22 protein-coding genes, 1 pseudogene and 1 CRISPR repeat array are annotated in these 25,071 nt (G+C 68.9%); of the genes and pseudogenes, 11 read left to right on the top strand and 12 right to left on the bottom strand.

Going from position 1 to position 25,071, the window contains the following annotated elements:
- Window positions 1-3 precede the first annotated feature (3 nt).
- From ABEB06_RS05940 to ABEB06_RS05950, 3 genes are read left to right on the top strand one after another with little or no spacing between them, the layout of a single operon-like run.
- Window positions 4-1,020: an ABC transporter ATP-binding protein gene (locus ABEB06_RS05940; protein ID WP_345695722.1), complete on the top strand. Its 1,017-nt coding sequence runs from the start codon at window positions 4-6 to the stop codon at window positions 1,018-1,020.
- Window positions 1,017-1,859, top strand: a complete 843-nt coding sequence (locus ABEB06_RS05945) for an ABC transporter permease (protein ID WP_345695723.1) — start codon at window positions 1,017-1,019, stop codon at window positions 1,857-1,859. Before ABEB06_RS05940 ends, ABEB06_RS05945 begins: the two co-directional genes overlap by 4 nt.
- Window positions 1,856-2,674, top strand: coding sequence for an ABC transporter permease (locus ABEB06_RS05950; protein ID WP_345695724.1), 819 nt, complete (start codon window positions 1,856-1,858; stop codon window positions 2,672-2,674). The genes ABEB06_RS05945 and ABEB06_RS05950 overlap by 4 nt, the downstream gene beginning before the upstream one ends.
- A gap of 751 nt (window positions 2,675-3,425) precedes the next feature.
- Here ABEB06_RS05950 and ABEB06_RS05955 read toward each other — a convergent pair.
- From ABEB06_RS05955 to ABEB06_RS05975, 5 genes are read right to left on the bottom strand one after another with little or no spacing between them, the layout of a single operon-like run.
- The gene (locus tag ABEB06_RS05955) at window positions 3,426-4,355 is read right to left on the bottom strand and encodes a transglutaminase-like domain-containing protein (protein WP_345695725.1); all 930 of its coding nucleotides are present in this window, start codon (window positions 4,353-4,355) and stop codon (window positions 3,426-3,428) included.
- 31 nt (window positions 4,356-4,386) lie between these two features.
- Window positions 4,387-5,112, bottom strand: a complete 726-nt coding sequence (locus ABEB06_RS05960; protein ID WP_345695726.1) for an SDR family NAD(P)-dependent oxidoreductase — start codon at window positions 5,110-5,112, stop codon at window positions 4,387-4,389.
- The gene (locus ABEB06_RS05965; protein ID WP_345695727.1) at window positions 5,105-6,379 is read right to left on the bottom strand and encodes an AMP-binding enzyme; all 1,275 of its coding nucleotides are present in this window, start codon (window positions 6,377-6,379) and stop codon (window positions 5,105-5,107) included. The genes ABEB06_RS05960 and ABEB06_RS05965 overlap by 8 nt, the downstream gene beginning before the upstream one ends.
- The gene (locus ABEB06_RS05970; RefSeq protein WP_345695728.1) at window positions 6,376-6,654 is read right to left on the bottom strand and encodes an acyl carrier protein; all 279 of its coding nucleotides are present in this window, start codon (window positions 6,652-6,654) and stop codon (window positions 6,376-6,378) included. The genes ABEB06_RS05965 and ABEB06_RS05970 overlap by 4 nt, the downstream gene beginning before the upstream one ends.
- Window positions 6,655-6,691: 37 nt before the next feature.
- Window positions 6,692-8,026 carry a condensation domain-containing protein gene (locus ABEB06_RS05975; protein ID WP_345695729.1) on the bottom strand — a complete coding sequence of 445 codons (1,335 nt, stop codon included), beginning with the start codon at window positions 8,024-8,026 and terminating at the stop codon, window positions 6,692-6,694.
- Window positions 8,027-8,299: 273 nt separating this feature from the next.
- Between ABEB06_RS05975 and acpS the strand changes: the two genes are divergently transcribed.
- Genes acpS through ABEB06_RS05990 form a run of 3 tightly spaced genes read left to right on the top strand, consistent with a single transcriptional unit; the run spans window position 8,300 to window position 11,198 of the window.
- Window positions 8,300-8,821 carry a holo-ACP synthase gene (acpS, locus tag ABEB06_RS05980; protein WP_345695730.1) on the top strand — a complete coding sequence of 174 codons (522 nt, stop codon included), beginning with the start codon at window positions 8,300-8,302 and terminating at the stop codon, window positions 8,819-8,821.
- 14 nt (window positions 8,822-8,835) lie between these two features.
- Window positions 8,836-9,882, top strand: a complete 1,047-nt coding sequence (locus ABEB06_RS05985; protein WP_345695731.1) for a phytanoyl-CoA dioxygenase family protein — start codon at window positions 8,836-8,838, stop codon at window positions 9,880-9,882.
- The gene (locus ABEB06_RS05990; RefSeq protein WP_345695732.1) at window positions 9,879-11,198 is read left to right on the top strand and encodes a DUF6271 family protein; all 1,320 of its coding nucleotides are present in this window, start codon (window positions 9,879-9,881) and stop codon (window positions 11,196-11,198) included. The genes ABEB06_RS05985 and ABEB06_RS05990 overlap by 4 nt, the downstream gene beginning before the upstream one ends.
- 20 nt (window positions 11,199-11,218) lie before the next feature.
- On the opposite strand, the gene ABEB06_RS05995 is transcribed toward ABEB06_RS05990, so the two are convergent.
- The gene (locus ABEB06_RS05995; RefSeq protein ID WP_345695733.1) at window positions 11,219-12,379 is read right to left on the bottom strand and encodes an ROK family protein; all 1,161 of its coding nucleotides are present in this window, start codon (window positions 12,377-12,379) and stop codon (window positions 11,219-11,221) included.
- A gap of 572 nt (window positions 12,380-12,951) precedes the next feature.
- Between ABEB06_RS05995 and ABEB06_RS06000 the strand changes: the two genes are divergently transcribed.
- A complete protein-coding gene (locus ABEB06_RS06000; protein ID WP_345695734.1) occupies window positions 12,952-13,140 on the top strand; it encodes a DUF4158 domain-containing protein in 189 nt (62 codons plus the stop codon).
- A 1,061-nt stretch (window positions 13,141-14,201) separates the two neighbouring features.
- On the opposite strand, the gene ABEB06_RS06005 is transcribed toward ABEB06_RS06000, so the two are convergent.
- Complete coding sequence (locus tag ABEB06_RS06005) at window positions 14,202-14,531, bottom strand: hypothetical protein (RefSeq protein ID WP_345695735.1); 330 nt, start codon at window positions 14,529-14,531, stop codon at window positions 14,202-14,204.
- 174 nt (window positions 14,532-14,705) lie between these two features.
- Here ABEB06_RS06005 and ABEB06_RS06010 point away from each other — a divergent pair, with 174 nt between their 5' ends.
- From ABEB06_RS06010 to ABEB06_RS06020, 3 genes are all read left to right on the top strand, one after another.
- Complete coding sequence (locus tag ABEB06_RS06010) at window positions 14,706-15,110, top strand: hypothetical protein (RefSeq protein ID WP_345695736.1); 405 nt, start codon at window positions 14,706-14,708, stop codon at window positions 15,108-15,110.
- 80 nt (window positions 15,111-15,190) lie between these two features.
- Window positions 15,191-16,855, top strand: a complete 1,665-nt coding sequence (locus ABEB06_RS06015) for a mobilization protein (RefSeq protein WP_345695737.1) — start codon at window positions 15,191-15,193, stop codon at window positions 16,853-16,855.
- A 23-nt stretch (window positions 16,856-16,878) separates the two neighbouring features.
- Window positions 16,879-18,021 carry a hypothetical protein gene (locus tag ABEB06_RS06020; protein ID WP_345695738.1) on the top strand — a complete coding sequence of 381 codons (1,143 nt, stop codon included), beginning with the start codon at window positions 16,879-16,881 and terminating at the stop codon, window positions 18,019-18,021.
- A gap of 229 nt (window positions 18,022-18,250) precedes the next feature.
- A CRISPR array of direct repeats spans window positions 18,251-19,621; the repeat unit is 29 nt; unit sequence GGAGAGATCCCCGCGCGTGCGGGGCCGAC.
- An 18-nt stretch (window positions 19,622-19,639) separates the two neighbouring features.
- On the opposite strand, the gene cas2e is transcribed toward ABEB06_RS06020, so the two are convergent.
- Window positions 19,640-19,918, bottom strand: coding sequence for a type I-E CRISPR-associated endoribonuclease Cas2e (gene cas2e, locus ABEB06_RS06025; RefSeq protein WP_345695739.1), 279 nt, complete (start codon window positions 19,916-19,918; stop codon window positions 19,640-19,642).
- Window positions 19,919-20,070: 152 nt separating this feature from the next.
- On the opposite strand from cas2e, the gene ABEB06_RS06030 reads away from it, so the two are divergent.
- A protein-coding gene (locus ABEB06_RS06030; RefSeq protein WP_345694688.1) for an IS3 family transposase occupies window positions 20,071-21,260 on the top strand; the annotation gives its coding sequence in 2 pieces (ribosomal slippage) (window positions 20,071-20,335 and window positions 20,335-21,260; 1,191 coding nt in all).
- 67 nt (window positions 21,261-21,327) lie between these two features.
- Here the strand turns inward: ABEB06_RS06030 and cas1e are convergent.
- The 4 genes and pseudogenes from cas1e to cas7e form a co-directional block, all read right to left on the bottom strand.
- Window positions 21,328-22,245 (bottom strand): annotated as a pseudogene (gene cas1e, locus ABEB06_RS06035) (type I-E CRISPR-associated endonuclease Cas1e); the annotation flags it as partial.
- A 3-nt stretch (window positions 22,246-22,248) separates the two neighbouring features.
- Window positions 22,249-23,013: a type I-E CRISPR-associated protein Cas6/Cse3/CasE gene (gene cas6e, locus ABEB06_RS06040; protein WP_345701750.1), complete on the bottom strand. Its 765-nt coding sequence runs from the start codon at window positions 23,011-23,013 to the stop codon at window positions 22,249-22,251.
- 5 nt (window positions 23,014-23,018) lie between these two features.
- A complete protein-coding gene (cas5e, locus tag ABEB06_RS06045; RefSeq protein ID WP_345695740.1) occupies window positions 23,019-23,867 on the bottom strand; it encodes a type I-E CRISPR-associated protein Cas5/CasD in 849 nt (282 codons plus the stop codon).
- Window positions 23,867-25,006, bottom strand: coding sequence for a type I-E CRISPR-associated protein Cas7/Cse4/CasC (gene cas7e, locus ABEB06_RS06050; protein ID WP_345695741.1), 1,140 nt, complete (start codon window positions 25,004-25,006; stop codon window positions 23,867-23,869). Before cas7e ends, cas5e begins: the two co-directional genes overlap by 1 nt.
- Between the last annotated feature and the right edge of the window lie 65 nt (window positions 25,007-25,071).

Genomic DNA, 25,071 nt, shown 5'->3' on the forward strand with positions numbered 1-25,071 from the left:
CTCATGCCCGCGATCGAAGCCCGAGGACTGGTCAAAACGTTCCGCTCGGTCGTACGAAAGCCCGGCGTCCGCGGCGGCCTCCGAGCGCTGCTGGCACCGGAGTACGAAGTCAGGAGGGCGGTCGAAGACGTGTCGTTCGCCGTGGAGCAGGGCGAGTTGCTGGCGCTTCTCGGACCGAACGGTGCCGGGAAGTCGACCACCATCAAGATGCTCACGGGCATTCTCACGCCGTCAGCCGGCTCGGCCGTCGTCGGCGGAGTCGTACCGTACCTGGCACGCGAGGCGAACGCCCGGAACATCGGTGCCGTCTTCGGGCAGCGCACGCAGCTGTGGTGGGACCTTCCGGCGCGGGAGTCCTTCCGGATCCTCCGGGACATCTACGGCGTCGGGGCCAGCGCGCACGCGGCTCGCTTGGCCGAACTCGACAGCCTGCTCGGCATCTCGGCGTTCTGGAACACGCGGGTCCGTCACCTTTCGCTCGGCCAGCGGGTGCTGTGCGACCTGTCGGCCGCCCTGCTCCACGACCCACCCGTACTCTTCCTCGACGAACCGACGATCGGCATGGACATCGTGGTGAAGGAGAAGGTCAGGGCACTGCTGCGACACGAGGTGGAGCAGCGCGGGCGCACCGTCCTGCTCACCACCCACGACGTTTCCGAAGTGGAGCGGTTGGCCGGGCGCGTAGTGATCGTCAACCACGGCCGGGTGGTGCTCGACGGCACGCTGGAGCACATGCGGCAGCGGTTCGGCAGCGGCTGGCAGGTCCATGCGACGGTCGTGGGCACGCACCGCCGCGACGGCGCCGCAGGCTGCCCCCGAGGGCTCGCCGTCGTCCGCAGCGAAGGCTCGCGGACGGTCTTCGAACCCCTTCAGGGAGCCGACGTCCTGTCGCCGCACGAGGCCCTCGGCCGGATCATCGAGCGCTACGAGGTGACCGACATCTCCATCGAACAGGAGGATCTGGAGCAGGTCCTGCGGGCCGCCTACCTCGATGCCCGCCCCGGCGTGAGGACGGCATGAGCACCTCCGTGGCAAGCGGCGTTCGGACCGTCCGCAACGCCCTCCCCCGCCTCGCCGGGGTCGCAGTGATCACCGCGCTCGGTGACGTCCATTCTCCTGGACGGATAGCCGCCCGGGCGGTGCGACTGACCGTCAGCGTTCTCCTCGTCCACTGGCTCTGGTCGGCTCTGTACCGGGGCACGGCACAGAGCGCCGGGCTGACACGCACGCAGGCGCTCGCCTTCGCGATCCTCTCCGTGCTGATCACGCAGATCAACGAGACGGACCGGTGGATCGCCCGGGACACCGTCTACCAGCATGTGGGGTCGGGGACCATCATCTACTGGTTCCTGCGGCCGATGGCCGCGCGGCGCTACTGCTTGGTCCGCGCCGTCGGGGACCGCTGCTACGGCCTCGCCCGCGCCGCCGTCGTCTACGTCGTCTGCCTGGCCGTCGGTCTGTTGACGGCACCGGCCTCGAGCAGCGCCGCCGCGGCCTTTGCGGTGACCGCGCTGCTGGGGCAGGTCGTGGTCTACCAACTGGGCCTGCTGGTCGACCAGATGTGCTTCTGGATGGTCAAGAACGGGGCCGTCGTCGCGATCCTGGAGTTCGTCCAGGCCTTGCTGTCCGGGGCTCTGGCACCGCTGTGGTTCTTCCCCCAGTGGTTCCAACTGTTCAGCTCTCTGATGCCCTTCCAGGCGACACTCAACGTCCCGCTCTCCTTCTACACCGGCCGGATGCCCGTGCAGGAGCTTCCTGAGCAGATCGCGCTGCAGCTCGCCTGGATCGCTGTCCTCACCACGTTGACCAGGCTGCTGTGGCGCAATGCGTCCGACAAGATCCAGTCCCAGGGGGGATGACCATGCACCCGGCGCTCGCCCGCCTCCGAGTCACCGCGAGAATTGTCGCGCTCACGTTCCGGGCCAGCCTCGACTACCGCGGCGAATTCCTGGTCAACGTGCTGTTCGGCGCCGTCTACCAGACGTCGGTCATCGTCTTCGCCTCGGTCGTCCTTGGACGCTTCCCGGGGATGGGCGGCTGGCCGGCGCATGCCGTGCTGATGATCGTGGCCCTGCGCATGCTCAGCCACGCCCTGTTCTGGCTGTTCTTCGGCCGGATCGCCACGCTGGCTGAATTCGTCCAGGAAGGCAATCTGGACGCGCTGCTGCTTCGGCCGCTGCCGGTCTACCGCCAGGTCCAGCTCGCCACGTTCCCCTCCAACGCGTTCGGCGACCTGATCGTCGGAGTGTCGCTGTTCGTCGCCGCGGTGCTGAGTTTCGACGTGCCCTGGACTCCGGCCCGGATCCTGTACACCGCGGCGGCCCTGGCAGGCGGCACGCTGCTGGAGGCCGCCGTCTACACGACGCTCTCCTGTCTGCACTTCAGATTCCCGGCGGCCGTGCAGTGGAGCTACTGGACGGCCGAGCTCATGAGCACATTCGGCAACTATCCGCTGAAAGTGCTGCCGAGAGCGGTCGGCTGGGCATTCACCTTCGTGCTGCCGCTGGCGTTCATCGCGTATCTACCGACCGGCGTGCTGACCGGCAACACCGCCGGCCTCGGGGTTCCCGCTGCCGTCGCGGCCGCATCACCGGCGGTCGGGGTGGTGGCGTACCTGGTCTCCCGCCTGCTGTGGAACCGCGCCCTGCGCGGATACACGGGCATTAACGGCTGAGCGGCCCCGCAACGCCGAGGACACTCGGCGCGCGTGGCCACGCAGACCGTGTCGGGCTCGCCGCCACCCTCGTTCACGCGGTGCCGCGCCCCTCCGGCCGGCCTTCTTGATCCGCCACCGCAGCACCGTCTCTCCGTTTCGTCCAGGTCGGGCCACTCGGCGGTGAGGTTGCGGTCGACGCGGACTGGCGGCCCGGTTCCGCAGGGACTCCTTGTCGATGTCCAGGTCCAGCGCGACGCGCGCGACCGGAAACCGATGGTGCTACTCGAATCTGGCTCAGGAGCGTGAAGCGGATTGCTGGACTGGTCCGGCGGTGAGGACATGCTTGACGTGGGCTCTGCGCACCCGCCGCGTCAGCGGCGGGTGCGCAGAGCCCACATCGTTGGCCCGACGTAGCCGCCGGCGACCAGGTGTTCGGCCGGGACGGGAGAATACGCCGCGAGGCCGGCAAGGAACGGTACGGATCCGGGCCAGGAACCCATTGCCACCGCAGCCCATCCCTCTGGCCAGGCCGAACTCCCGACCGGGAAACAGGCGGGCCGGGCAGTGACCGCTGATCGGCGGCAACCCCGCCCTCACATGCGAAGATCACCGACGGCATCCGGAACGCCAGTCGATGCCGTTTTCGGCCATTTTCATCAGGGTATGCAGGCCAGCGCCATAGGCCTGGCTCCAAGGACTTCACAGGACTCGGAACACTCACACCGGCGGTCCACGTGGGGAGTGGACCGCCGGTTAGTCGGCGACGGAGCTACCCGGTGAGGTGAGTGGCGCGTAGGTGCACCGGCACCGGGCGACTGCCGTGTCGGGCATCCGCATGAAGGACCAGGTCGCGTTCTCCCCGCGCCAGCCGGGCCATGATTCCGCCCAGTGACGAGAAGACGGTCCACCGCGACGCGTTCAACAGGCCCCAGCCGATCATGGCGCCGTTCAGCAGCGGGTCAACCGGAACCCAGATGCCGTCGACCATGAACTCCGCCCAGTAGTGGGTCGAGGCGAATGGCGGAGTCAAGGACTTTCCGAAGCTGAAGCGAGCCGCCAGCCCTCGCTTTCGCCCCTCGTCCACGAGGATCCTGCTCATACCCGCGCAGTCGCCGATTCCGCTCGCGAGGATGAACTCGACGTCCCAGCAGAGTGGGTGCGGGAGCCGCAGGTAGCTCAACCGGCTGAAACCCTCGATCAGCTCCTGTACGGCCGGGGGCAGGTCCGGCCAGATCCGAGGAAGAGTGAACGACTCACGGTGCAGGGTGCTCGGGTCCGGAGCGCTTCGAGTTGCCGATAGCCGCGGTCGGTCAGGCCTCAGCACACGGTAGTCGCACGTTCCGGGGTGCCGCGGGTCGGGACATGACGCAATGTATTCCAGCTCGTAGGTGTGAAAATCGCCGTACGGGCGATCCAGTTCCCTGGCCCACCAGGAGAGCACCTTGCGCTGCGCGGACCCGATGTCCAGGTTCAGCGCGACGTTGAGGAGGTCGTACCGGTCGAAGAGCTCGTCACCGCCGACCCTCCGCGACGGTAGGCCGAATCTCCTGAGCTGCTCCAGCAGCGCCGGGACGATGCGGAACTCCGAGACTGCGGCTGTTGCGGAGACCTCGAACTGCCTCGCGCGATCCGGAACCCTCCGCACCTTCGCCACGATCTCCGGCACCGCCTCGATGACTTCCTCGCCGAGAGCGGTCATTGATCAGCGGCCTCGTTCCTGGGGCAGCAGTTCATGCCGTTGCCCCCGCATCGACCTTGAGCACCTGGGCAGTCACGACGTCGCCTCCGGGGCCGAGCAGGTAACGCACGGCATCCGCGACGTCGGCGCCCGCCGGTTTGCGGGACAACGGATTGCGCCGTCGGATCCGGTCCATGACCTCGGCCGGGAGATCGGCATTCATTTCGGTCTCGATGAACCCGGGCGCCACGGTGTTCACGGTGATCCCCCAGCCGCCCACTTCGAGGGCCAGGACGCGGGCGAAGCCTTCGAGGGCCGATTTGGTCGCAGTGTAGACACCGAGCCCCCGGTAGGACTTGTGCGCGCTGATGGAGGAGATATTGATGATCCGTCCGCTCCTCGATCGGTACATCGCCTTCACGGCGGCTTGACTCAGCTGCATCGGCGCCTCGACGTTCAACGCCCAGGCCCGCACCATCTCGTCGCGCGCTATCCCGACATGGAGTCCGGAGACGGCCAGGCCGGCGTTGTTGACCAGGCCGAACAGGGTGGGACAGGCTCGGAGAGCTCGTGCCGCGGCGTCCTGCCCTGCGCGGCTGCCCAGGTCCGCGGGGAGGAACTCCACGCGACCGGGATGCGCGGCCGTCAGGCCGTCGAACTCAGCCGTCCTCGTGCGGGCGATGACGACGACCTTGAAGCCGTCCTGCAGAAGGCCCTCGACAATGGCAAGACCGATACCTCGCGACCCGCCGGTAACGAAAACAGTACGCTCATTCACTGGTTCGCAGCTTTCCTGATCTCTCGATGGCCAAGGACTCGACGACGCGCACTCGCTGCGGTCGCTCGTGCGGGTCCAGATGCCGCCGGCTGAACTCCCTGACCTGATCGGCTACCTCGTCCGCCGGCTGCTCGCCGGAGACGACGACGTCGACTCCCACGACGTGGCCGAGAACCGGGCTTCGGACCGCGTACGCCCGGGCGGCAAGAACGCTCGGCAACCTCTGCACGGCACCGGCGACGGTCACCGGATCGACCTTCCGTCCGCCGACGTTGATCAGCGCGCCCGCCCTGCCGATCACCAGGACGCGGCCTGCCTCGAGGCGGACCCGGTCGCCGGTGTGGACGAACGGTGCGTCCGGCCCCTTCGACACGATGAGCATCCCGTCCCGGACGTCGAACGCGGCGCCGGTGGGGAGGCGTTGGCCCGCCAGCTGTGCCGGAAGACCTGGGCGCCCGTCATCGACCTCGATGACCGTTCCGGTCTCGGTGGTCCCGAAGATCTGCTTGACACGGCCTGGACGGATGACGGTGGCGATGGCCTCCAACAGCAGGTCGTCAACGGGTTCGCCGCCCGTCGAGACGGTATTCACCCGGCGGACGCCGCGACCGTCCCTGCGTGCGCAGATGGCGGCGATCCGCCAGAACGACGGTGTCGCGGCCACCACGTCGAATCCACCGCAGGTGTGGTCGCCGACGAGCAGGTCCGCGGGGTCGACGTACTCGATCCGGTCCGCGCGATCGAGCGCCTGGCGCGTGGCTGTGACGCCGGCGAACGTGAACGGCGCGTAGCCGATACCCCAGTACTCGCCCCGCCGCCAAGAGCGGCCGGACACGGCCGTGCCGGGTCCGGACCAGCAGTGGCGGGTCGGCACCGGATGCCCCGAGGTGCCGGACGAGAAGACCCAAATGCCCGCAGCCGATCCCGGGGGCCGGTGCTGTTCGCCCTCTGTCGGGAGGTCGACCACGGCTGACGGCCGTCCCACCCGATCCAGGTGAAGGAGGTGTCCGGCCCCGGTGACGCGCAGCGCCCCGGGATCCAGGACCGGCCCGGCAACGACAAGGTCCTTGTCAAGTCCCCGCTGGGCCAGCAGCATCACGAGGAGGTGCCGTCCGGAGCTCACCCTGACTGCGACGACCTCGGAGGCCAATGCGGCGATCTGTGCACGGGCGAGCTCCGCGCAGTCGTGGAGTTCGCTCCACGTCAGAAAACCCTCCTCGTCGCAGATCCCGGGCGGCGGTGTCCCGTCGGGGAAGAGGGCGGTCACTGCCACGTCCCAGCGCGGTGGAGAGCGGCGCACAGATCACCCAGCGTGTCCAGCCGCACGACCGGACGCAGCTCCAGGAAGCTCCCCGTGGCGTCCTCCAGCCGGACGATCAGTTCGGCCAGGGCAAGGCTGTCCATGCCCAGGTCGGCCATCCTGCTCGCGAAGCCGCAGTTCTCGATCCCCGCGCGAGCGCTGGACATCACTGCCGTCACCGCTTCGCGCAGCACCTCCTCCGAAATCAGGCCCTCGACGTCGACGTCGGATGTCTCGTCCACAGTGCATTCCTCCAGTTCTTGTCGTTCGCCATTGCCCTCAGGAAGCCGGTTCGCAGGCTCGCGCGGCGTTGAGGATTCGTAGCTCGGTGTCTGCCAGCCACCGGGCGACGCGCTGCGGCGAAGCCCAGGTGGTGTCCACGGCCGCACCGACACAGGTGGCGTCCTCCTCGTCCCAGACACTCAGGGTGAAGAGGACGGCGGCGGGGCGGCGCCTGGGTTCCTCCCAGGTGAGGTCCGCCGGCCCGACGCGATCCAGGACGCAGGGGGCGCGGCGCCGGGCAACACCGATGCGAGTGTCGTTGAAGTCGTACGAATACGTCGTGGCGTGACCGTCCCGGAGCCGCTCGCTCTCAAGGGCCTCAAGCTCCGCCGGGTCGTAGAGCCCGCCGCTGTGCACAGCCGCGAGCAGCGCTTGGTCGGTCTGCCTGGCCGTCTCGACGAAACCCGAACGGCCCGACTCGACCCCGACGAGCGAATATTGGTTGAGGATCCCTGCGTACTGCCGGTCCTTGGCCGAGAAGCGGTTGCAGACCGCGACCCTGAAGGCCGTTCGATCGCGCCGTTCGGCCTCGCAGACGAACTCCGCGGCAGCGGACAGCAGCAGCGATCCACCGGCGAAGAGCCCGATGCTCCGCGCCACAGTGTGCTCGGCGAAGGCCAGCGCACTGGATCTCAGGACCACGCTCACGACCGAGAGTTCCGGTCCAGTGGCGTCCGGGCGCCAGATGTCGGAGGACGATGGGTAGGCCGAGCTGATGGTACGCCAACGCTCAATGGCAGTGCGGCTCTTGATTCGGTAGCGTCTCGTACTCTCGAGTTCGGCGCGCTCGATCGAGGCGAGGTCCACGGGACCTGCCCGCCCTGCCGGCCAGGCGGCGACGCGTGTGTAGAACTCGTCTCGGAGCAGGTGGTGGAACGCCCACCAGTCCAGTACCAGGTGTGAACAGGCAATCACCACCGTCAATGCGATGGGCCCGTCGGTCACCACACCGAACCGGGCGAGGGGCCCGCTTTCAAGGTCGAAGGGCAGCGCCTTCAGCGCGACGCGCACCGCCTCGGCCGTCGGCTCGGGGTCAGCGGTGCCGTTCACGTCCGTCAGGAGGACATCCACATGACCACTGCCGATGATGTTCTGCGCCTGCAATTGGTCGCCGTCGATGGCGAAGCTGGTCCGCAGAGCAGGCTGAGAACCGACCAGGTCTCCCAACAGCTCGACCACGTCCGCAACGGCGACCGGTTCGGCCAGCGGCCACTGTGCGGACAGGTTCCACTGGTCAGGCGGGTCGGCGGCCCTGAGGTGGGACCAGAAGAGCTGCTGCCCCCAGGTCGGTGCGCCGGTTCCTGTCGCACCCTCGAACTTGGCTTTCATCATGCCGACCAGTCCCCCAACTCCCCGCGGGGCCGCACCAGACCAGCCCGGTGCCCCGCTCGACCGCCGCTAGGCACCCAGACGGCACCTGCATTTTGCAAGCAGATTTCGAAATTCAGGTCGAAACTGTAGACCGGCGATCCATCATGGTCAACTACCAACCCCAGGCCACAGCCGCCGCCTCGACTCGACACCTCGGCCAGACCTGCGCGGCACCCAAGCCCAATTATTCAAACCTATTGAATAACACTGCAGGCGGCAGCTAGCGTTCGCACCATGAAGCGCCACCAAAGCAGGACCTCAGGGTCGGCGGCTCAGGCGGTCAGCTGCGGCCACACAACCAGGGTCGGTGTCGACCTCCTGGAGGTCTCCAGGATTGCGCGGCTGACCGACCGCGACAGCGGTTGTCGGCTCGTCTTCTCCCCGGCGGAGCTCCGCCACGCCGACTCACTCGGTCCGCAACGGCGCCTCGAGCACCTGGCCGGGCGTTTCTGCGCGAAGGAAGCCGTCGCGAAGGCGCTCGGCCGCGGGCTCGGCCAGGGCCTCACCTGGCCGGAGATCGAGGTGCTGGCAGACCGTTCCGCCGAGCCCCTGGTGGTGCTGTCCGGAGGTGCCGCTCTGGTCGCCGAGAAAGCCGGCGTCGTGCGCGTTTCACTCTCGATCAGCCATCAGGCAGGGCTCGTCTTCTGTGTGGCCGTGGCCGAGATCCACCAATCCGCAGCCGGCCGTCCAAGGCGACGGGTCGTGCCCCGCGGACGCGCCGTCCGAGCGCTGCGCGCTCTCAGCCGACGGATATGACAAGGAGTAGTCGAATGCCTCCAGTAGTGCGCGGATACCGTGCCGCTTCCGCACGCAACTATCGCAGTTCGAATGCCGAGGAGTACCTGGCTCCCGTCTCCCTGCGGGACTTGGAGAAGACGCTGCCGTTAAGGGTGCTGTCGGAGGAAGACTTCGGCTTCTGGCAGACCTACGGGTACGTCGTCGTCAAGGAGGCCATCCCCGCCGCCTTGGCCGCGGAGCTCCTCGACTTCGCCTGGAACTTCCAAGGCATGGACCCTCGGCGTCCGGAGACCTGGTACCCCGCGCGGAAACATCGCACCAAGCTCCATCGGAACCTCTACGTCTACGGCTTCGTCGAGGCGTACCACCACCAGCTCATCTGGGAGAGCCGTCAAAGCCGGCGTGTGTACGACGCCTTCGTGGACGTGTGGGACTGCCAGGAGCTGTGGGTAACGCTGGACCGCCTCAATCTCAACCCCCCGAACCGCGGCAACCGCAGCCGCTCGCTCATCGAACAGCACGACACCGGCTTCGACATCGAACTGCACTGGGACGTCGACACGACTCTCGACGAGCTGCCGCAGCGGGTCCAGGGCATCATCGCGTTGAACAGCAGCCATCCCGACCTCGGCGGATTCCAGTGCTCACCGGAGCTCTTCCGCCACTTCGAACGGTGGCGGGACGAACAGCCGGCAGATCGCGATCCGATCAGGCCGAACACCGACCGCGCGCTGTTCCCTGTGGTCAACCCGGCCCTGGACCCCGGCGACCTCCTGATCTGGAACGGCCACCTCGCCCACGGTGTCGCACCGAACCTGTCCACGAACGGGGTGCGTGCGGTGCAGTACCTGTCGATGATGCCGGCCCTGGAGACCCACAAGGACCTGAGGCGAGCCCGGATCGAATCGTGGCGCACCCTCCGCACACCGAGGTCGAACAGGACGATGGTCGGCGACAGCGACCGGCCCGAGGCAACCCGCTACGGCACCGCGTCCTTGACGACGCTGGGAAGGAAGCTGCTGGGCCTGGACTCGTGGACCGAGGCGCCCTCCCCGACGCCCACCGAGGAGACGCGGTGAAGAGGATCTGCCTCGCGTTGCCCACCAACCGCCCCTGCGCGGCCACCATCGCCGCGGTTCACGGCGAGGCCGTCTGGGCCGCCGCCCGGTTCGCCGTCGAAGTCCACGTCGTGGTCCTCGATTCCTGCTCGACCGCGGACTTCTCGGAGCATGCCGCGGCGGTGAAGCTCCTGCGCGTCTCCCCGGGCGTGGTCGTCCACCACATCGACGAAGGCCGGCAGGGCGAATTCCTGCGCACGGTCATCGAGCGGTCCGCAGCCCCGGATCCCGAGCGGCTGTTCGACCTCATGCTCCCCGAAGGCGTCTCGTACGGTGCTTGCACCAATCGTGTGTTCCTCGTTGCGAGTGCACTCGGCTGTTCCTCCGTCCACCGCCGGGACTCCGACAGCCATTACCAGTCGGTCGGCGGTGAAACGATCTATCCCATCGGTCAGGAGCTGGCCTCGCTGGGCCTGCGAGCAGCCGACGCGGTGAGCGGCGTCACCGTGTCGACTCTCGATCCGGTCCAAGCGGATCAACCCGTGTCGCTGGTCGCGGGTTCTTTCATCGGCGAGCTGTCCGTCGACGTCTCGGAGATCCGCAGGCTGGATCCGGAGGTGTACCAGGATCTCATCGGCCTCCTGGCGAACAGCGTGGACACGGGCGAGCGGCCCGGCTGGGGCCGGATCGTGAACCGGTGGCTGGCAGACAAGTGTTTCGTGGGCGGCGGCTCGGCGCCCTTCACCTCGGACCGGTCGACACTCGGCACCGTCGACATCTACAGCGCGGAGATGTGCAACGTCGCCCTGAGTCGCGAGTTGTACGAGCGCGTGCCGCTGCCGCCGGCAGAAGAGACCATCGGCAGCGACTACTTCCTCATCCACCTGGCCCACGACACGAGGCTGCCAGGCGTGGTGCACAATCGCCACATCGTCAACTACTACACGCCCGAACGCCGCACCCGGAAGGGGTTCCTGGCGTACCAGACGCGCTTTGTCAAGCTCCTGCTCTCGACTCCGTACCTGAGCCACGCCCATGCGCGGTTCGCGCAGTCACGCTCCACCGTGCTGGACGAACGGTCTCGCATCCGGGCCGATGCGGTCGCCGCGATCGTCCGGGAAAGCCTGCGGCTCAGCCCACGGACGGACGAGAAGCGTCTGGCACAGATCATTGGCAGCTACCGCCGGCTCGGCGGACAGTACGCGGACCTGGCCGGACACATCACCGCACTCGCTCCGCAACTGATCGACGAAGTGCGTACGGACATCGTGAACTTCGCCCTGCTGGTGGAGGCGTGGAGTGAACTGGTGGAGGCGGCCACCGGCGTGGACCCCTGAGGGCACTTGGTGGGCGGCGTCTACCTGCGGACCGGCGGAACCGGCAAGGGCAGGTCGGCGTCGTACAGGACCTGCTCCAACCTTCCGAGGGCGATGCGCACCGCCCCGAGGGTTGCCGAGGTGTCGCCGAGCGAGGACACCACCAAGCGAGGCACCACCAGGCACAAGGGCTCCAGATGTGCCCGCAGAGGTTCCAGGAGCAGGTCCGCGGAGCTCCAGAAGCCGCCACAGAGAACCACCACCTCGGGGTCGACGGTAAGGACTATCGCCGCGATCCCCTCTGCCAAGTCGGCAGTGTAGGCGTCGATCGCGCTCAACGCTGCCTCGTCTCCGGCCCGGGCCATGGCGAAGACTCTCTCCGCGCGGTCCGCCTGCGGCACGTCCGCCGGAAGGCCAGGAAAAGCCAGGATGCGATCCTGGGCCCGGGCCCAGCCCAGCTGCGGCAGGGCACCGGTCTCGCCGGCGGCACCCGCATTACCGCGGTGCAGCCGCCCGCCGAGAATCAGGCCGGCACCGGTACGGAGGCCGGACAGCACGGCGAGTGCGTCGTCGCTGCCCTTGATGGATCCGCGCCAGTGTTCGGCGACCGCAGCGAGATTGCTGTCGTTTTCCACCAGCACCGGACAGGGGAAGTCGCCGCTGAGCTCCTCCGCCAGGTTCTGGCCTGCCCAGCCGGGCAGCACGCTGAACAGGACGGTACCGTCCCGCCCGACGACCCCCGGAGAAGCGACTCCCACCGCGCACAGAGCCGTGTCGGGAACACCTGCCTGCGCCAGACACCGGCGTGCCGCGTAGCGCAGTGCCGACAGGACCGTGGCCCGGTCGTCAGATGGGTCGACAGCAGCCTGGAACTCTCCGACGGTCACGCCGTCCAGGTCCGTCAGCCGAGCGAGGACCCGGTGCGGGGCGAGGTCGACACCGAGGGCGTAGCCGGCACGGGCGTTGAAAACGTACCGGCGCGCCGGGCGCCCGGGCGACGCGACCTCGGGGTCGGGGTCGATTTGAACAGCCCACCCCGCGTCCAGGAGTTCGCCCACCGCCGCCTCCACGGTTGGCCGTGACAAGCCCGTGTCCCGGTGCAGCTGAGTCAGCCTGGCCGGCGCAGCGGCCCGCAGCGCGCGTAGCGTGGCCACCTGGTTCGCGCGGCGCGGCACGGTCTCGACCCTGCGGGTCTGTCGCACTGAAGCTTCCTCTCCACAAGCAGCTCGGCTCAATTATTAAACAATGCACCATTAATAACATGGACTCGGTCGCGCCCCAGCCGAACGCTTCTCATTCGATCACTGTGCAGCACAGTAGTCATTCGGCCGAACCGCCGAGGGGCTGGGGTCGGGCGACCGGGAGGCGTTCGTACGATCACCGGCCCGAGGGACCGGGTCATGAAGTTCGCTCACGGTCTCGGGGGCGAGCAGTGGCGAGGCAGCCGTTGACGCTGAGATTGATCATGCATGGGGTCCGCTTTCACAGGAACAATTCTCCGCCCGGACGTTCGGTCGATGACGCGGGACGATACGCTCCCGGCAAGCGCCCGCCCCGTGCTGTCGAGTTCCTGAATGCCGATCAGGCTGCGTCGTACGGCTCCTTCGAGGAGGTCCCCACCCGGCCGTAGCTGGAGCGATTCTTCTTCCTCAACGACGCCGCCGGGACGTGATCGTGCTGCGGCATATCGACAGCCATCGGCGGGGCATCGTGCTGCAGATCTTCACGGTTTCTTCACGGTGCGGTACACCGGCCAGTTCCTGGCAGAGGTGCCGTGGGACGGCTGCACCACCTGGCCGAGCAACTGGGCACCACGGACGCCGCGTGCGTGAAACGGTACACCGAGCGCAAGCCGACGGCGTACGAGTACTCCTGGGAGGTCCGCGGCCGGTATGAGTATCGGGATCACGACGATCTGCTGGCCGGTCGTCGGCTGCGGACATTCCCGCACCGGCGGAAGTGACGCACGCCGAGGGGACGGTGGCACTGCACGACCACTCGGCGGCGCGGCTATGCCGCCACCCGGTGGCGCTGCCGGGCGTCTCGGCACTGGCCCGGCAGGCATCGGCGGCACGGGAGGGGGCGGAGAAGCGGCTGCACGAGACGGCGGGGTTGCTGCCGGCCCGAGGCCGACCTGCGCCAGTTGCGCGACCCGAGCGGGGTGAACGACGACCAGGACGGCGAGGAGCCCAGCGGTCCGAACGCGACGAGCGGGCAGGCCGAGGGATCGTTGAGAGCCGGTGTCCGGGCCCGCGCACCAGCGAGCGGCGTGGAAGGTTGCGGGCGCGACCGCCGCCGGCAGAAGGCGTCCCCAGCGTCACCTGGTCGGCCGGGTCAACGCCGGCGGAGTCCTCGAACGCGGCGACCTGGCGTTCGGGCGCGGGCCCGGCTGCGGCTGCGGCTGCGGCTGCGGCTGCGGCTGCGGGAGCCCACGACTGGAGGGGGCGTCAGTCCCAACTTGAGATATCCGCTGCGAAAACGACGCTGTGGAGGGACGGTACCGTTCCGATCACCGGACCGCAGACTCTCTCACCACTTCAGCAAGGCGGAGCACAGCGACGTCCCCACGGGTGAGCGCGATGCTGTCCGCCTGAAAGGAGCTACTGGATGAGGAGTTGGCGCTGGTACCCGAACGCCTTCAAATAGGGGTTGGTGCTGCCGAACGTCCACTGACCGGCCTGCCCGGGAGCCAGGTCAGCGCAGGCCGGCAATTCGGGAACACCATGAAGGCTTCACGGCGAATCGGGTCGACGACGTTGTAGGTGGTGCGCTCCAGAGACCTGGAACGCCCGACCTCTTCCAGCGCAGCAACACCTCGAGCGACGGGACGAAAACCTCGGTGTGCTGATCCACGCGTGGTACGACGGCCCAACGCGGAGAGCGAGGAGCAGACCATCGAGTCCAGGTCTCTGCCGGAGCCACCACGGGGATCGCCGGAGACGATCACCCAAGAAGCAGCGCTCTGGCGCAGAACGTGACGAAAGCCACTAACTCGCTGCTGCTGCAACAAGCGCCTACAGCAGGTCAGCGACCGGCGGCAGCCTCGGCATCCTGCGCGGCTTCGTCGGCGTTGACGGGCGCCGGGATCCTCGCCCTGTTCGATCCAGCTCGCCGAAGGCGGACCTTCGGCCGGCGCAGCGGCTGCTCCGCGCCGAGTGCAGCGAGTTCTTCCGTCCGCCAGCCTGCCGCCTCGGCGTCGGCGTAGGCCGCGCCGTACGGGCCGTCGGTCTCGGCAAGGAGCGTGCGCAGGCGCTCTCGTTCGACGAGGACTGCGGCGAGGGGCCGGATGGCTTTGTCGCGGGCTTCCTGGATCTCGCGGACCTTGCGGAGGAAGGCGTCGTCGCTCGAGTTCATGGCGCCTACGGTATGGCATTCCTGACACAAACCAGTTGCCGCAGAGCGCATATTCACTCGTGTCAGCGGTCTTCTCGATCAGAATTGGACACACCCCCTCTCCCCCTTGCAGGCTTTCGCCATGACGGTCCGTCGACGGGGCCGCGAGGGCGGCAAGGATCGAGGGAGGTTCGGGTGGCCGGCGGGCAATTCAGCCGCCGCGAGCGCAAGCCGCACGATGTCCGATCGAACCGGGTGAATCTGTCGTTCAACGAGTTCGAGTTGACGGTCGTCAGTATGGCGGCGCAGCGTGCGGGCATGGCGACTGGTGCGTGGGCGGCGCGGGCGGCGGTGGCGGTTGCGCGGGAGCAGTTGGTGCCTGTGTCGGCTGATGCGCAGGTTGTGTTGCGTGAGCTGATTGGTGCTCGGGTGGAGGTGTCGCGGCTTCGTGAGGAGCTGGTTTCGGGGGGCGCTTTGCAGCGGGTGGGGTCGTCGGCTGTGCTGGTGCCGGCTGCGGTGGAGAGTGTGGTGTTGCGGGTGGTGGGGAGGTTGGATGCGGCGACGGTTCAGGTGATGCGGGAGCGGGTCGAGCGGTCGTGATTCCGAAGAAGGCTCGGGATGGGAGTGATACGGGCGGGTTGTTGGCGTACTTGTACGGTCCGGGGAATCGGGATGAGCATGTGGATGCGCATCTGGTGGCGTCGTGGGAGCGGGGCGTAGCGGATCCGGGGCGTTGTTCGGAGACGAATCTGTGGGATCTCGCGTTGTTGCTTGATGCGCCGGTATCGGCGCTGCCTGGGGCGTTGCCGGCGTCGCCGGTGTATCACGTGGCTGTTCGGAATGCGCCGGAGGATCCGGTGCTGTCGGATGGGCAGTGGGCGGAGGTCGCGGCGGCGATGATGGATGCTGCTGGTATCGCACCGGCTGGTGACTGGCGGGGTTGCCGGTGGGTGGCGGTTCGACATGCGGTTGACCACATTCACATTGTGGCGACGAAGGCGCGGCAGGACGGTCACTGGCCGAATGTGCGTCAGGACATGGTGCGGATGCAGCGTCTGGCGCGTGATTTCGAGCGGCGTTGGGGGCTTCGTCGGCTGGTGTCGGGTGATCGGACTGCCCGTAAGTGGCCGACCACTGGGGAGAGTGCGAAGTCCGAGCGCAGGGGGCTCGCGGCGGCTGCCCGCGACTCGTTGAGTCTGGCGGTGCGGTCCGCTGCGGCGGGTGCTCGGGATGAGGAGGAGTTCTTCGGTCGGCTGCTGGACTCGGGGCTTCGGGTGCGGAAGCGGGTTGAGGAGGGCGGGGCTGTGACGGGGTATTCGGTGGCGCTGCCGGGCGACCGTGACGGTGTGTCCCGGCCGGTGTGGTTCCCGGGGTCCAAGCTTGCCTTCGACCTGTCGCTTCCGCGGGTGCGCGAGAGGTGGGCCCCGTCGGGGTGTGTGGCGCCTGTCGGCGACCTGGCGGCGGTGCCTGATTGGGGGGTGATCGAGCAGCAGGTGCGGCTCGGCGCGCAGCATCTGTCGTCGGCTGGGCCGTTGGAGGGGGCGGGCGATGTGGTGGCGCTGGGTGATCTGGTTGCGGCTTCGGCGACGGCTGTTCCGGTGGCGTTGACCGCGTATGTGCAGCGGTCGGTGGCGGAGTTCGAGCGGGCTTCCCGCGCGCCCGGTGAGCGTGGTTTCGACGGCGCAGCGCGGCCGCTGTTCAGGGAGGCAGCGTTGGCGTTGTCGGCTGTTCCTGCGGCTGGTCGTAGTGATGTGGCGGCGGTGCTGGGGTTGTTGGTGGCGTTGGTGGATGCGGTTGCGGCGGCGGAGCGCTGGCATGTTGGGCGGGGGTTTTCTGCGCAGGCGGAGTCGGCTGTGCGGGCGGGGCGTGTGTTGCGGGAGGCGGGGGAGGTCGGTGTGGGGCTGGTGGCCGGCCGCGCGGTGGGGGTCGGTCGCGGGGCCGGGCCCATGCCGGCGGTCGGGCAGGGCGCAGCGGGCGGCGCCGCTGGGCTGGCGGCGGTGGTGCGGGAGGCGGTCCCTGCCGTTGCGGAGTCGGTTCTGGGGGATGCGGCGTGGCCGGCGTTGTCGCGGCGGCTGGCTGCGGTCGCGTCGGCGGGGCACGATCCGGCCGGGGTTCTGGCTGCGGTGGCTTCCTGTCGTGAGCTGGGTTCGGCGGATTCGGTCGCGGAGGTGTTGTCGTGGCGGCTGGACGGCTGGCTCCGGCAGGTTGCCCCAGTGTCGACCGCCGGGTCCGCACCGGCCGGGATCAGCGGCACATCGGTTCCTCCCGCACCTCGGCCGTCCCGTACGTCGGCGGCCCGTCGCAATCCCGACCACGGTCCGGACGGACCGAAGCGTCGCCGGTGACAACAAGGTGAGAGGTGAGCGCTGTGACGACCACATCTGATCACACGGATCCGTTCGCGGAAGCGGTCGGTGACGCCGTCGAGACCGCCGCCATGGCGGTTCGTCTCCTCCTGTCCGTCGCGGACGCCGTACGTCTGGCGGCGGAGGCGCGGGCCCACCGCTCGACTCCGTCGAGTCCAGCGGCGCAGGCCGTGGCCGAGGCGGCAGGAGACCTCCGGGCGCATCTGCCTCCCGACATTGTGACGGCGCTGGTGCGGGGCGCGGAGTGGCCCAGGACGGCGCAGCAGCTGGTCGCCCTGCGCGGTGCCGGCGTGGATCTCGAGACCTTCCTCCCCGAGGTCGGTCAGGTTGCCGCAGGCGTACGCGACGAGGTCCTGGCCAAGGCTGCGCTTCGTCGCGGCACGTCCCCCGAGGGCCCGTGGGCCAGTCTCCTGCGGGACGCTTTCCCGGACGACGCCGTGCGGGACGCGATCCTCGCCTCGCAGACGTGGCCGGAGATCGCCTCGACCATGCAGCTGCTGCACGAACGCGGCGTGGACGTGCACAGGCTCCTTGCTGCAGCGCACAGGGCAGGCGCGGTGGTGGACCAAGCCGTCGCACGGGTACCGGCCTACGGCTCGGCTCTCCCCCGTACCGTCAGTCGCGACGCTCTGCGCTCCTACGGTCCGCTGACCGTGGGCCTCGACGTGCCGCTGGACCTGGACCTCGGCAACCGCGAGCGGGCACTCGCCCAACTCGGCGTGTCCAAGGCCCAGAACTCACGGTACGTCCGCTGGGCGCACGAAGCCGTCCCGGGAATGGAGCGGACGATCTCCCTACTGGTGACGACACGCCAGTGGCCGCTGATCGCCGCGAGAATGGCCCGCCTGGAAGACCACGGCGCGGACCCCCGCACTCACCTGGCCCACCTCAACCGCGACCGCAGCTGGGCCGACGGCCCGACCCCCGGCCTCGGAGAGCGGCTCCTGCGCGCCGCCTGCGCAGCGCTCCACCGGCCAGCCGGTGAGCATCCCGCCCCGCCGGCCGTCATCCCTGCCGCCGCCCGCGCCACCTCCCCCAGCGCTCACGAATCGACCTCGCCGAAGAAGCCCTCCGCTACAAGCAACCACACAGCTGCTTACCGCGAGCGGAAGGCTCAAGCCTCTCGAGCGACTCGCAACCGCTGACGCAGACCGACCAATCATCCCTGTGGATGGCTCGACGCGTCCGAGCCAGCGGCCGGACCAGGTCACTCCAGCGCGCAGGGCTCCCTCAGAGGTTCATCAAGCCTGTCACGCCACCCACGGAGACGTCCTCATGCTCGGTGCATGCAGCCGCCAGCTGACGCAGGGGATCGCGAGCGACCCCTCGGGTAGGGGCCGGCTCTCGGTCACTCGCCCCCCCCGAATAGACCGGGGAGAGATCCCCGCGCGTGCGGGGCCGACTTGCGGTGCTCGTTGGCTTCGCGGTCGCGGGTGGAGAGACCCCCGCGCGTGCGGGGCCGACACCGTCCAGGCGACCAGCACCGACCCGGAGGCGGAGAGATCCCCGCGCGTGCGGGGCCGACATGCCGACTTCGTCCTCAATGGCGGTCAGGGCGGAGAGATCCCCGCGCGTGCGGGGCCGACGTCTCCAGCATCGGCAGCAGCCTGTCGTCCGCGGAGAGATCCCCGCGCGTGCGGGGCCGACAAGCCCAGCGCGAGGTAGACCAGCTTGCCCGCGGAGAGATCCCCGCGCGTGCGGGGCCGACTGGCCGTGGTCGGCGGGATCGGCGTGGCGTACGGAGAGATCCCCGCGCGTGCGGGGCCGACCACAGGTCGCCGAGCAGGCCGCGGCCGGACCGGGAGAGATCCCCGCGCGTGCGGGGCCGACGGCGCCGCCGGTCTCCAGGCAGGCGACATCGTGGAGAGATCCCCGCGCGTGCGGGGCCGACAGCCGAGATGCGCGCGTTGATGACGTCGGCGCGGAGAGATCCCCGCGCGTGCGGGGCCGACGTCGTCGGCGTGGTCACCGCCGACTCGCTCAAGGAGAGATCCCCGCGCGTGCGGGGCCGACGCGGCCTTCTTCGTGGCAGTCGGGGTGGGGGTGGAGAGATCCCCGCGCGTGCGGGGCCGACCACGTCGTCTCCGTCACCTGCAGCCGCAGCGGGGAGAGATCCCCGCGCGTGCGGGGCCGACGAGGTGACGTAGATGTGCAGGTGGAAGAAGCCGGAGAGATCCCCGCGCGTGCGGGGCCGACGCGCCGGCCGCCGGCGTCGACACGGCCGGGCCGGAGAGATCCCCGCGCGTGCGGGGCCGACAATCCGGCCCGGAAGCTGAAGAACGGCCGTGCGGAGAGATCCCCGCGCGTGCGGGGCCGACGTTCCGCGGCTGGAGCCTCGACAGCAGTTCCTGGAGAGATCCCCGCGCGTGCGGGGCCGACGCCATGCCAGCGGCCTGGAGGGTGCCGTCAGTCGAGAGATCCCCGCGCGTGCGGGGCCGACGAGCGGAAGCGGACCTGCACTTCGGGCTGGCCGGAGAGATCCCCGCGCGTGCGGGGCCGACATGAGTTGGCGCAGGCGCTCAGCAGTGCGGGCGGAGAGATCCCCGCGCGTGCGGGGCCGACGCGCAAAGCGGACCAAAGCGGGCACGCTCGACGGAGAGATCCCCGCGCGTGCGGGGCCGACCGGGCGACCTGGCCGGGCCGGGTCTCGATCATCGAGAGATCCCCGCGCGTGCGGGGCCGACAGTACGCCAGTGCCTGAGACCCCGTCCGCGTCGGAGAGATCCCCGCGCGTGCGGGGCCGACACTTCGTGACCTGCATGTTTATCTACGGGAGCGCGCTGAGAGAATCAGTCCATCGAAGTCAACGGGCTTCCAGCGGTCCTTACCAGCGGTCCGGACTGTCCAGCCTTGTTCGTTGCCTGCCGGTTCCACGAGGACTGCCTGGCCGTCGCCGATGCGCGTGGCCAGGAGGTCCCATAGGCGGTCGCGGATACGCCGGCTGGGAGTGCCGACGAAGACTCCAGCGTTGACCTCGACCATCCAACGGGTGAGGTGTCCGCGAAGGCCTTCTGGGGCTGCGATGAGGATGATGACGGTCATGAGCTGCCCACGTCCTGGGAGAACTCCGGTCCGACGATGGCCAGGTGTTCGTCGCCCATGCCCGGGTCCGAGACTGGTGAGCTGCTCTGGCTTTCCTGGAGTCCTTGATGTCTGGGTTTGTTACGATCCAGACGTAAGGAGAACCACGAGCAGTGCCAGCACCCCGTAAGTACCCCGATGAACTTCGTGAGCGCGCCGTGCGCGAGGTCCGCTCGACGGGTCGGCCCGTCGCTCACGTGGCCCGTGACCTGGGTATCCACAAGGAGGCCCTGCGGTCCTGGGTGCGCCAGGCCGAGGCCGACGCCGGAGAGCGCGACGATCGGCTCACGACCGCAGAGCAGGACGAGCTGAAGGAACTCCGCAAGGAAGTCGCCGAGTTGAGGCGGGCCAACGAGATCCTCAAGGCTGCCAGCGTGTTTTTTGCCCAGGAGATCGACCGTCCCCGGACGAGGCCGAGCAGGTGATCGACCACCTGCGCGACGGCTTTGGGGTCGATCCCGTATGCCGGGTGCTGGAGCTGTCGCCGTCGACGTACTTCGCGCGCAAGCAGCGGCCGAAATCGGCCCGCCGGCTCCGCGACGAGGAACTGATTCCGCTGGTCACAGCGGTGTGGGAGGACTCGGGCCGCACCTACGGGGTCCGCCGCATCACGCGGGCCCTGGTCCGCGCCGGCCACCAGGTCGCGCGGTGCACCGTCGAGCGGCTGATGCGCGAGCTCGGCATCGAGGGCGTGATCCGCGGGCAGCGGCGCCGCACCACCGTCCCGGAGCCGGCGGCACCTCGTCCGCCGGACCTGGTCAACCGCCACTTCGCCGCCCAGCGCCCGAACCAGCTGTGGCTGGCCGACCTGACCTACGTCCGTACCTGGTCGGGCTGGGTCTACGTGGCGTTCGTCCTGGACGCGTACTCCCGCCGGATCGTGGGCTGGCAGGCCGCCACCCACATGCGGACCGACCTGCCGCTGGACGCGTTGGAGATGGCGCTGTGGCGACAGAAGATCAAGAAGGGCGCCGGCTTGATTCATCACAGCGACCGCGGGTCGCAATACGTGTCCATTCGCTACACAGAGCGATTGTCCGAGGCCGGCGCCTCGGCGTCCGTGGGCTCCGTCGCAGACTCGTACGACAACGCGATGGCCGAGGCCCTGAACGGTACGTTCAAAGCCGAACTGATCGAGCATCAGGGACCATGGCGGGACTTCGACGAGGTTGAGCGGGCCGTCTTCCAGTGGGTCGCGTGGTACAACGGTGAACGACTCCACTCCGCCCTCGACTACATGCCACCCGACGAGTACGAACAGGCATACTGGGCGAGCCTGGACCAACACCCGCAAGTCGCTTGATCACACGATCGCGGACTCCACGAAAGCCGGGGCAGCTCACTGGCACCATCGGCGGGTTCTCGGTTCCGGACCAGTTGACGCCGCCTTGAACTGTGCCGAGACGCTCGTCCCAGAGTTCGTTGATCTCGGCGTCAGGCAGGTCGGTGCCGTCCGGGCTGAGTAGGGTCTTGACGTCCTGGACGATGCGGCCCAGCAGCTTGTCCTCGGCGATGCGGTCGCGCAGCCCGAGGCGGGCGTCACGCTCCTCGGTGTGGCCTGTCTTGGCGAGATCGAAGGCAAGCGGGATGGTGTATTCGGCCTTGTAGAGGTCGGCGATGTCGAGCACGAATGATGTGGCGAGCCCTGTGTGGACGAAGCCGAGGCCAGGGCTTGCGCCCAAACCGGTGATGACGGCGTGACAGATTCCGTAGAGGGCCGCGTTGGCTGCCGACAGGAGGCGGTTGAGGTCGTCGCCTGCCGCATGGGCGTCACCCGCCCGGTAGACACGACCGTTCCAGGGGACGCCGGTTCGGCGTGAGTGAGCTTGGTAGAGCTTGCGTACTCGGGCGCCTTCTCTACCGCGCAGCTGTTGCATGGTGGCGGTGCTGACGTCCTCGCCGGGGAACCTCATCTGGTACATGTTCCGTGCGACGGCGAGTCGTTCCTTGGTGCGGCTCACCAACCAGGCCTGACGGTTGAGGAGGGCTGCGCCGCGGCTGGGGCCGAGTCCTGCGGCGTACATGCGTACGCCTTGCTCGCCGACCCAGCAGATAGTGGTCCCGGAGTCGGCGAGAAGGTTGACGGCGCCGTGGGTGATGCGGGTGCCTGGGCCGAGAAGCATGACGGCGACCATCGCCGCGGGCACGCGCACGGTCTCACGCTTGTTGATGACGACGACTGCGTTTTCGTCGCGGTCGATGTGGCTCCGCTCGACGTAGACGCTGGAGACACGGTCGGCGAGACGGTGCAGGTCGTGCGGGTGGGCTTTCCACCAGATGTCGGCCATGGGTCAGCGCGGTCCGGTTGACGGGAGCGGGGCGAGGGTGAGCAGGCCGCAGCCGTAAGCCTTCGAGGGTCCGATGCCTCCGAGGAGAGCAGCCTGGAGCAGGCCGGGGTCGGTGATGCGCAGGTGCCCTTCGAAGGTGGCGGTGGTGAGGGTGACGGGGGTGCGGGTGCCGGGTTTGGTGAAGGTCGCGCGATTGCGGTCGGTGATGCGGACCTCCTTGGCGGGCGGGGTGTCGTCGGTGGGATCCTCGAGGCCTGGTGCCGGGGTGTCCGTCCGTGCTGCGGGGATGGTGAAGCCCCAGCGGGTGGTGCGGTCGAGGAACCAGGCGAGTTGGTGGGCGGCGGTTCGGTGGGCCATGCGGTAGGAGCGGTGGTGCAGTTCGGCTGCGGTCTTGGTGCGGTGCGGGCTTGCCTTGTCGGGCCGGTCGGTGTTCTGAACGGGGCTGGCCTTGAGCCGGAAGGCGAACTCTCGACCGATGGCAAGCTGGGCGAGCAGCGGGGTGTAGTCGCGGATCGCGTAGTGCTCGCCTTCGGCGTCGGGCCATCCGGCTTGTTCGACGATGTGGGTCCAGTCGGGCTTGGAGGGGGTGAGGACGAGCAGCTGGGGTCGGCGAGGGTGGTCGGTGTCCAGGCGCCACAGGATCCGGTCGTCGGGGTTGGTGTCGGGGATGCCGGCGAGGACGGCGCCGTGGAGGGCGCGGGGGTTGGCGAGCAGCGTGCGGCTGGCGGCGCGCAGGGGGTTGATTCGGACGCGGGAGAGGTAGGTCATCGAGGTCACCAGCCCAGGAGGGCGAACGGGTCGTGGCCGCCGGTGTCGGAGGCGGGGTGCGTGGTGGCGGTCGGCGCGAGGCCGGTGGGGATGTTGAGCCATGTGTGGCGGATGCGCCGAGTGGTGAAGCCTCGCTCTCGGGGGGCGAAGGAGCGGGGGACGTCCTGGAGCGTGTCGTCGCCGGCGGGGTCGTCGAGTGTTGCGGCGAGGTCGATGCGGTGGGGCGAGAACGGCTGCGGGCCTTGCTGTGCCTGACGTCGGTAGGCGTCCTTGACGGCTTGGCCGGCTTGCCAGGGCTGGCTGGCGAGGATGTCTTCGAGAGTGCCGTCGGTCACGGTGGTGAGGGCGATCGGCTGGGTGGGGGTGCAGGAGCGGCGGCCGAGGGCGAGGGGGAAGGCTGGACGGCGGATGGCCTCGGCGAGGGCGATGACGAGGGCGGTCGGGCCTTGGACCGCGGCGATGAAGACGGCGTCCTGGAGGTAGTAGCGGTGGGTGACATGGGTGTCCTTGGCGGGGGAGGTCGGCTTCTGGATGCCCTTTGCGTTGACACCTGCCTGTGGCAGTGGCCTTCCTCGGTAGTCGCTGACGGTGTGGTAGTCGCGCAGCAGTGTTCCGGGCTGATCGATGCGGACACCCAGTCGCAGACCGATGAGGTCGGTGATGTCGGCTTCGCGGGGTCGGCCGGCGGCCGCGGCGAGAAGTCCGACGATGCCGGACTTGGTGGGGTGGGGTGTGGTGTCGCGGCGGTTGAAGGCGCTGCGGTCACCCCAGGACTGGAGCGGACCTGCGAGGCGGAGCACGAGGGTCGTTTGGCTGCCTCCCTGTCCGGGGGCCGCTTCTGGGGTGGTGTGCATCAGTTGCCGTTCACCTGCTCGGTGAGGGTGGTGCGCAGGCCGTCGCGCAGCTCGGCGAAGGTTCGGTTCGCTCCGAAGGTCTGCGTCAGCTTCTGCTCGGTGTCGTCGGTGTCCGGGCCGAGGGTGTGGCAGATGCCGACGTAGAGCGGGGTGTCTCCCCATTGGTCGGTGGCGGTGGCGAACTCGGTGGCAAGGCGTCGCGCGGACTCAGCGACGATGCCGTGGCTGGGCGGGACCGGGTTCTCGTAGGCGGAGACCAGGTTGACGGGCTGGTCGGCGCGGACGACGACGGCCACCAGGCTGGGTCGGGTGCGGTGGGCGAAGGAGTTGCCGTAGCCGGTGGGCATGGAGCGGGCGAAGGAGTCAACGAAGAGGTCGACGGCGTCGATGGCGGCTTTGTCGTCGCCGAGGTTCTCGTGCAGTTGGTGGAGGCCGACGGTGGCGTAGCGGTAGAGGGTGGCGGAGTTGAAGCCGATGGTGCCGATCATGCCGGCGCCGGTTTCGTCTGCGGTGTTCTCGTCATCGACTGCGGTGTAGTAGTCGAATTCGAGTTCGGTGGCGTGGGTGGAGATGGCGTGGGCGACCTGGGTGGCGGCGTCGACGTTGAGGCTGGGGATGTCGGCGACCATGCGGCCGAAGAGGGCGACGTCGGCGGGGTGGCCGGTCTGCAGTTGCTGCTGCACCTGCAGCGGCTTGACGGCTTCGTCGAGGGCCTTGGGGTCGAGTGCGGCGAGGTCGGTGGCAGTGTCGGCGACGAGGTCGGCGATGCCGTCGAGCTGTCGGCGTCCGTAGAAGAGCAGGTAAGCGGTGTCGCCTTCCTTCTTTCCGGCGGAGATCCCGGTCGACTTGATCAGGGCGCTGGCGATGCGCTGCGCGTCCTCGGCGTTGACTGCGCCGCGCGCGGCGATGCGCTTGGCAAGCTGGGCGGTGATGCGCTTGGTGCGGGTGGCGAGGTCCTGCGGGTCGCGGGTCTCGGTGAAGTGGATGCGGGTGGCGCGCTTCCAGGCCTGGGAGGAGACGCGCGATCGGCGCTTGCCGCCGAAGTAGGCCTCCTTGGGGTTGCCGTTGTCGTCCCTGTTGAGGTTGGCCGGCGGGACGGTCTGAAGGATGTGGATGTCGATGTAGAGGCGGTCGGTCATGCGCTTCTCCTGGGAGGGTGCGGGTGTGGGCGGGTGTGCCGGGGTGCGGGTTTCGGCCTGCCGCG

The organism is Kitasatospora terrestris (genome assembly GCF_039542905.1).
Classification (GTDB): Bacteria; Actinomycetota; Actinomycetes; order Streptomycetales; family Streptomycetaceae; genus Kitasatospora; species Kitasatospora terrestris.

Coding starts and splice junctions, on each gene's coding strand:
- ABEB06_RS05955 (WP_345695725.1), bottom strand. CDS start 4,355: ATGACCGCTCTCGGCGAGGAAGTCATCGAGGCGGTGCCGGAGATCGTG.
- ABEB06_RS05975 (WP_345695729.1), bottom strand. CDS start 8,026: ATGATGAAAGCCAAGTTCGAGGGTGCGACAGGAACCGGCGCACCGACC.
- cas2e (WP_345695739.1), bottom strand. CDS start 19,918: ATGACCGTCATCATCCTCATCGCAGCCCCAGAAGGCCTTCGCGGACAC.
- ABEB06_RS05985 (WP_345695731.1), top strand. CDS start 8,836: ATGCCTCCAGTAGTGCGCGGATACCGTGCCGCTTCCGCACGCAACTAT.
- ABEB06_RS05940 (WP_345695722.1), top strand. CDS start 4: ATGCCCGCGATCGAAGCCCGAGGACTGGTCAAAACGTTCCGCTCGGTC.
- ABEB06_RS05950 (WP_345695724.1), top strand. CDS start 1,856: ATGACCATGCACCCGGCGCTCGCCCGCCTCCGAGTCACCGCGAGAATT.
- ABEB06_RS05945 (WP_345695723.1), top strand. CDS start 1,017: ATGAGCACCTCCGTGGCAAGCGGCGTTCGGACCGTCCGCAACGCCCTC.
- cas7e (WP_345695741.1), bottom strand. CDS start 25,006: ATGACCGACCGCCTCTACATCGACATCCACATCCTTCAGACCGTCCCG.
- ABEB06_RS06005 (WP_345695735.1), bottom strand. CDS start 14,531: ATGAACTCGAGCGACGACGCCTTCCTCCGCAAGGTCCGCGAGATCCAG.
- cas5e (WP_345695740.1), bottom strand. CDS start 23,867: ATGCACACCACCCCAGAAGCGGCCCCCGGACAGGGAGGCAGCCAAACG.
- acpS (WP_345695730.1), top strand. CDS start 8,300: ATGAAGCGCCACCAAAGCAGGACCTCAGGGTCGGCGGCTCAGGCGGTC.
- cas6e (WP_345701750.1), bottom strand. CDS start 23,013: ATGACCTACCTCTCCCGCGTCCGAATCAACCCCCTGCGCGCCGCCAGC.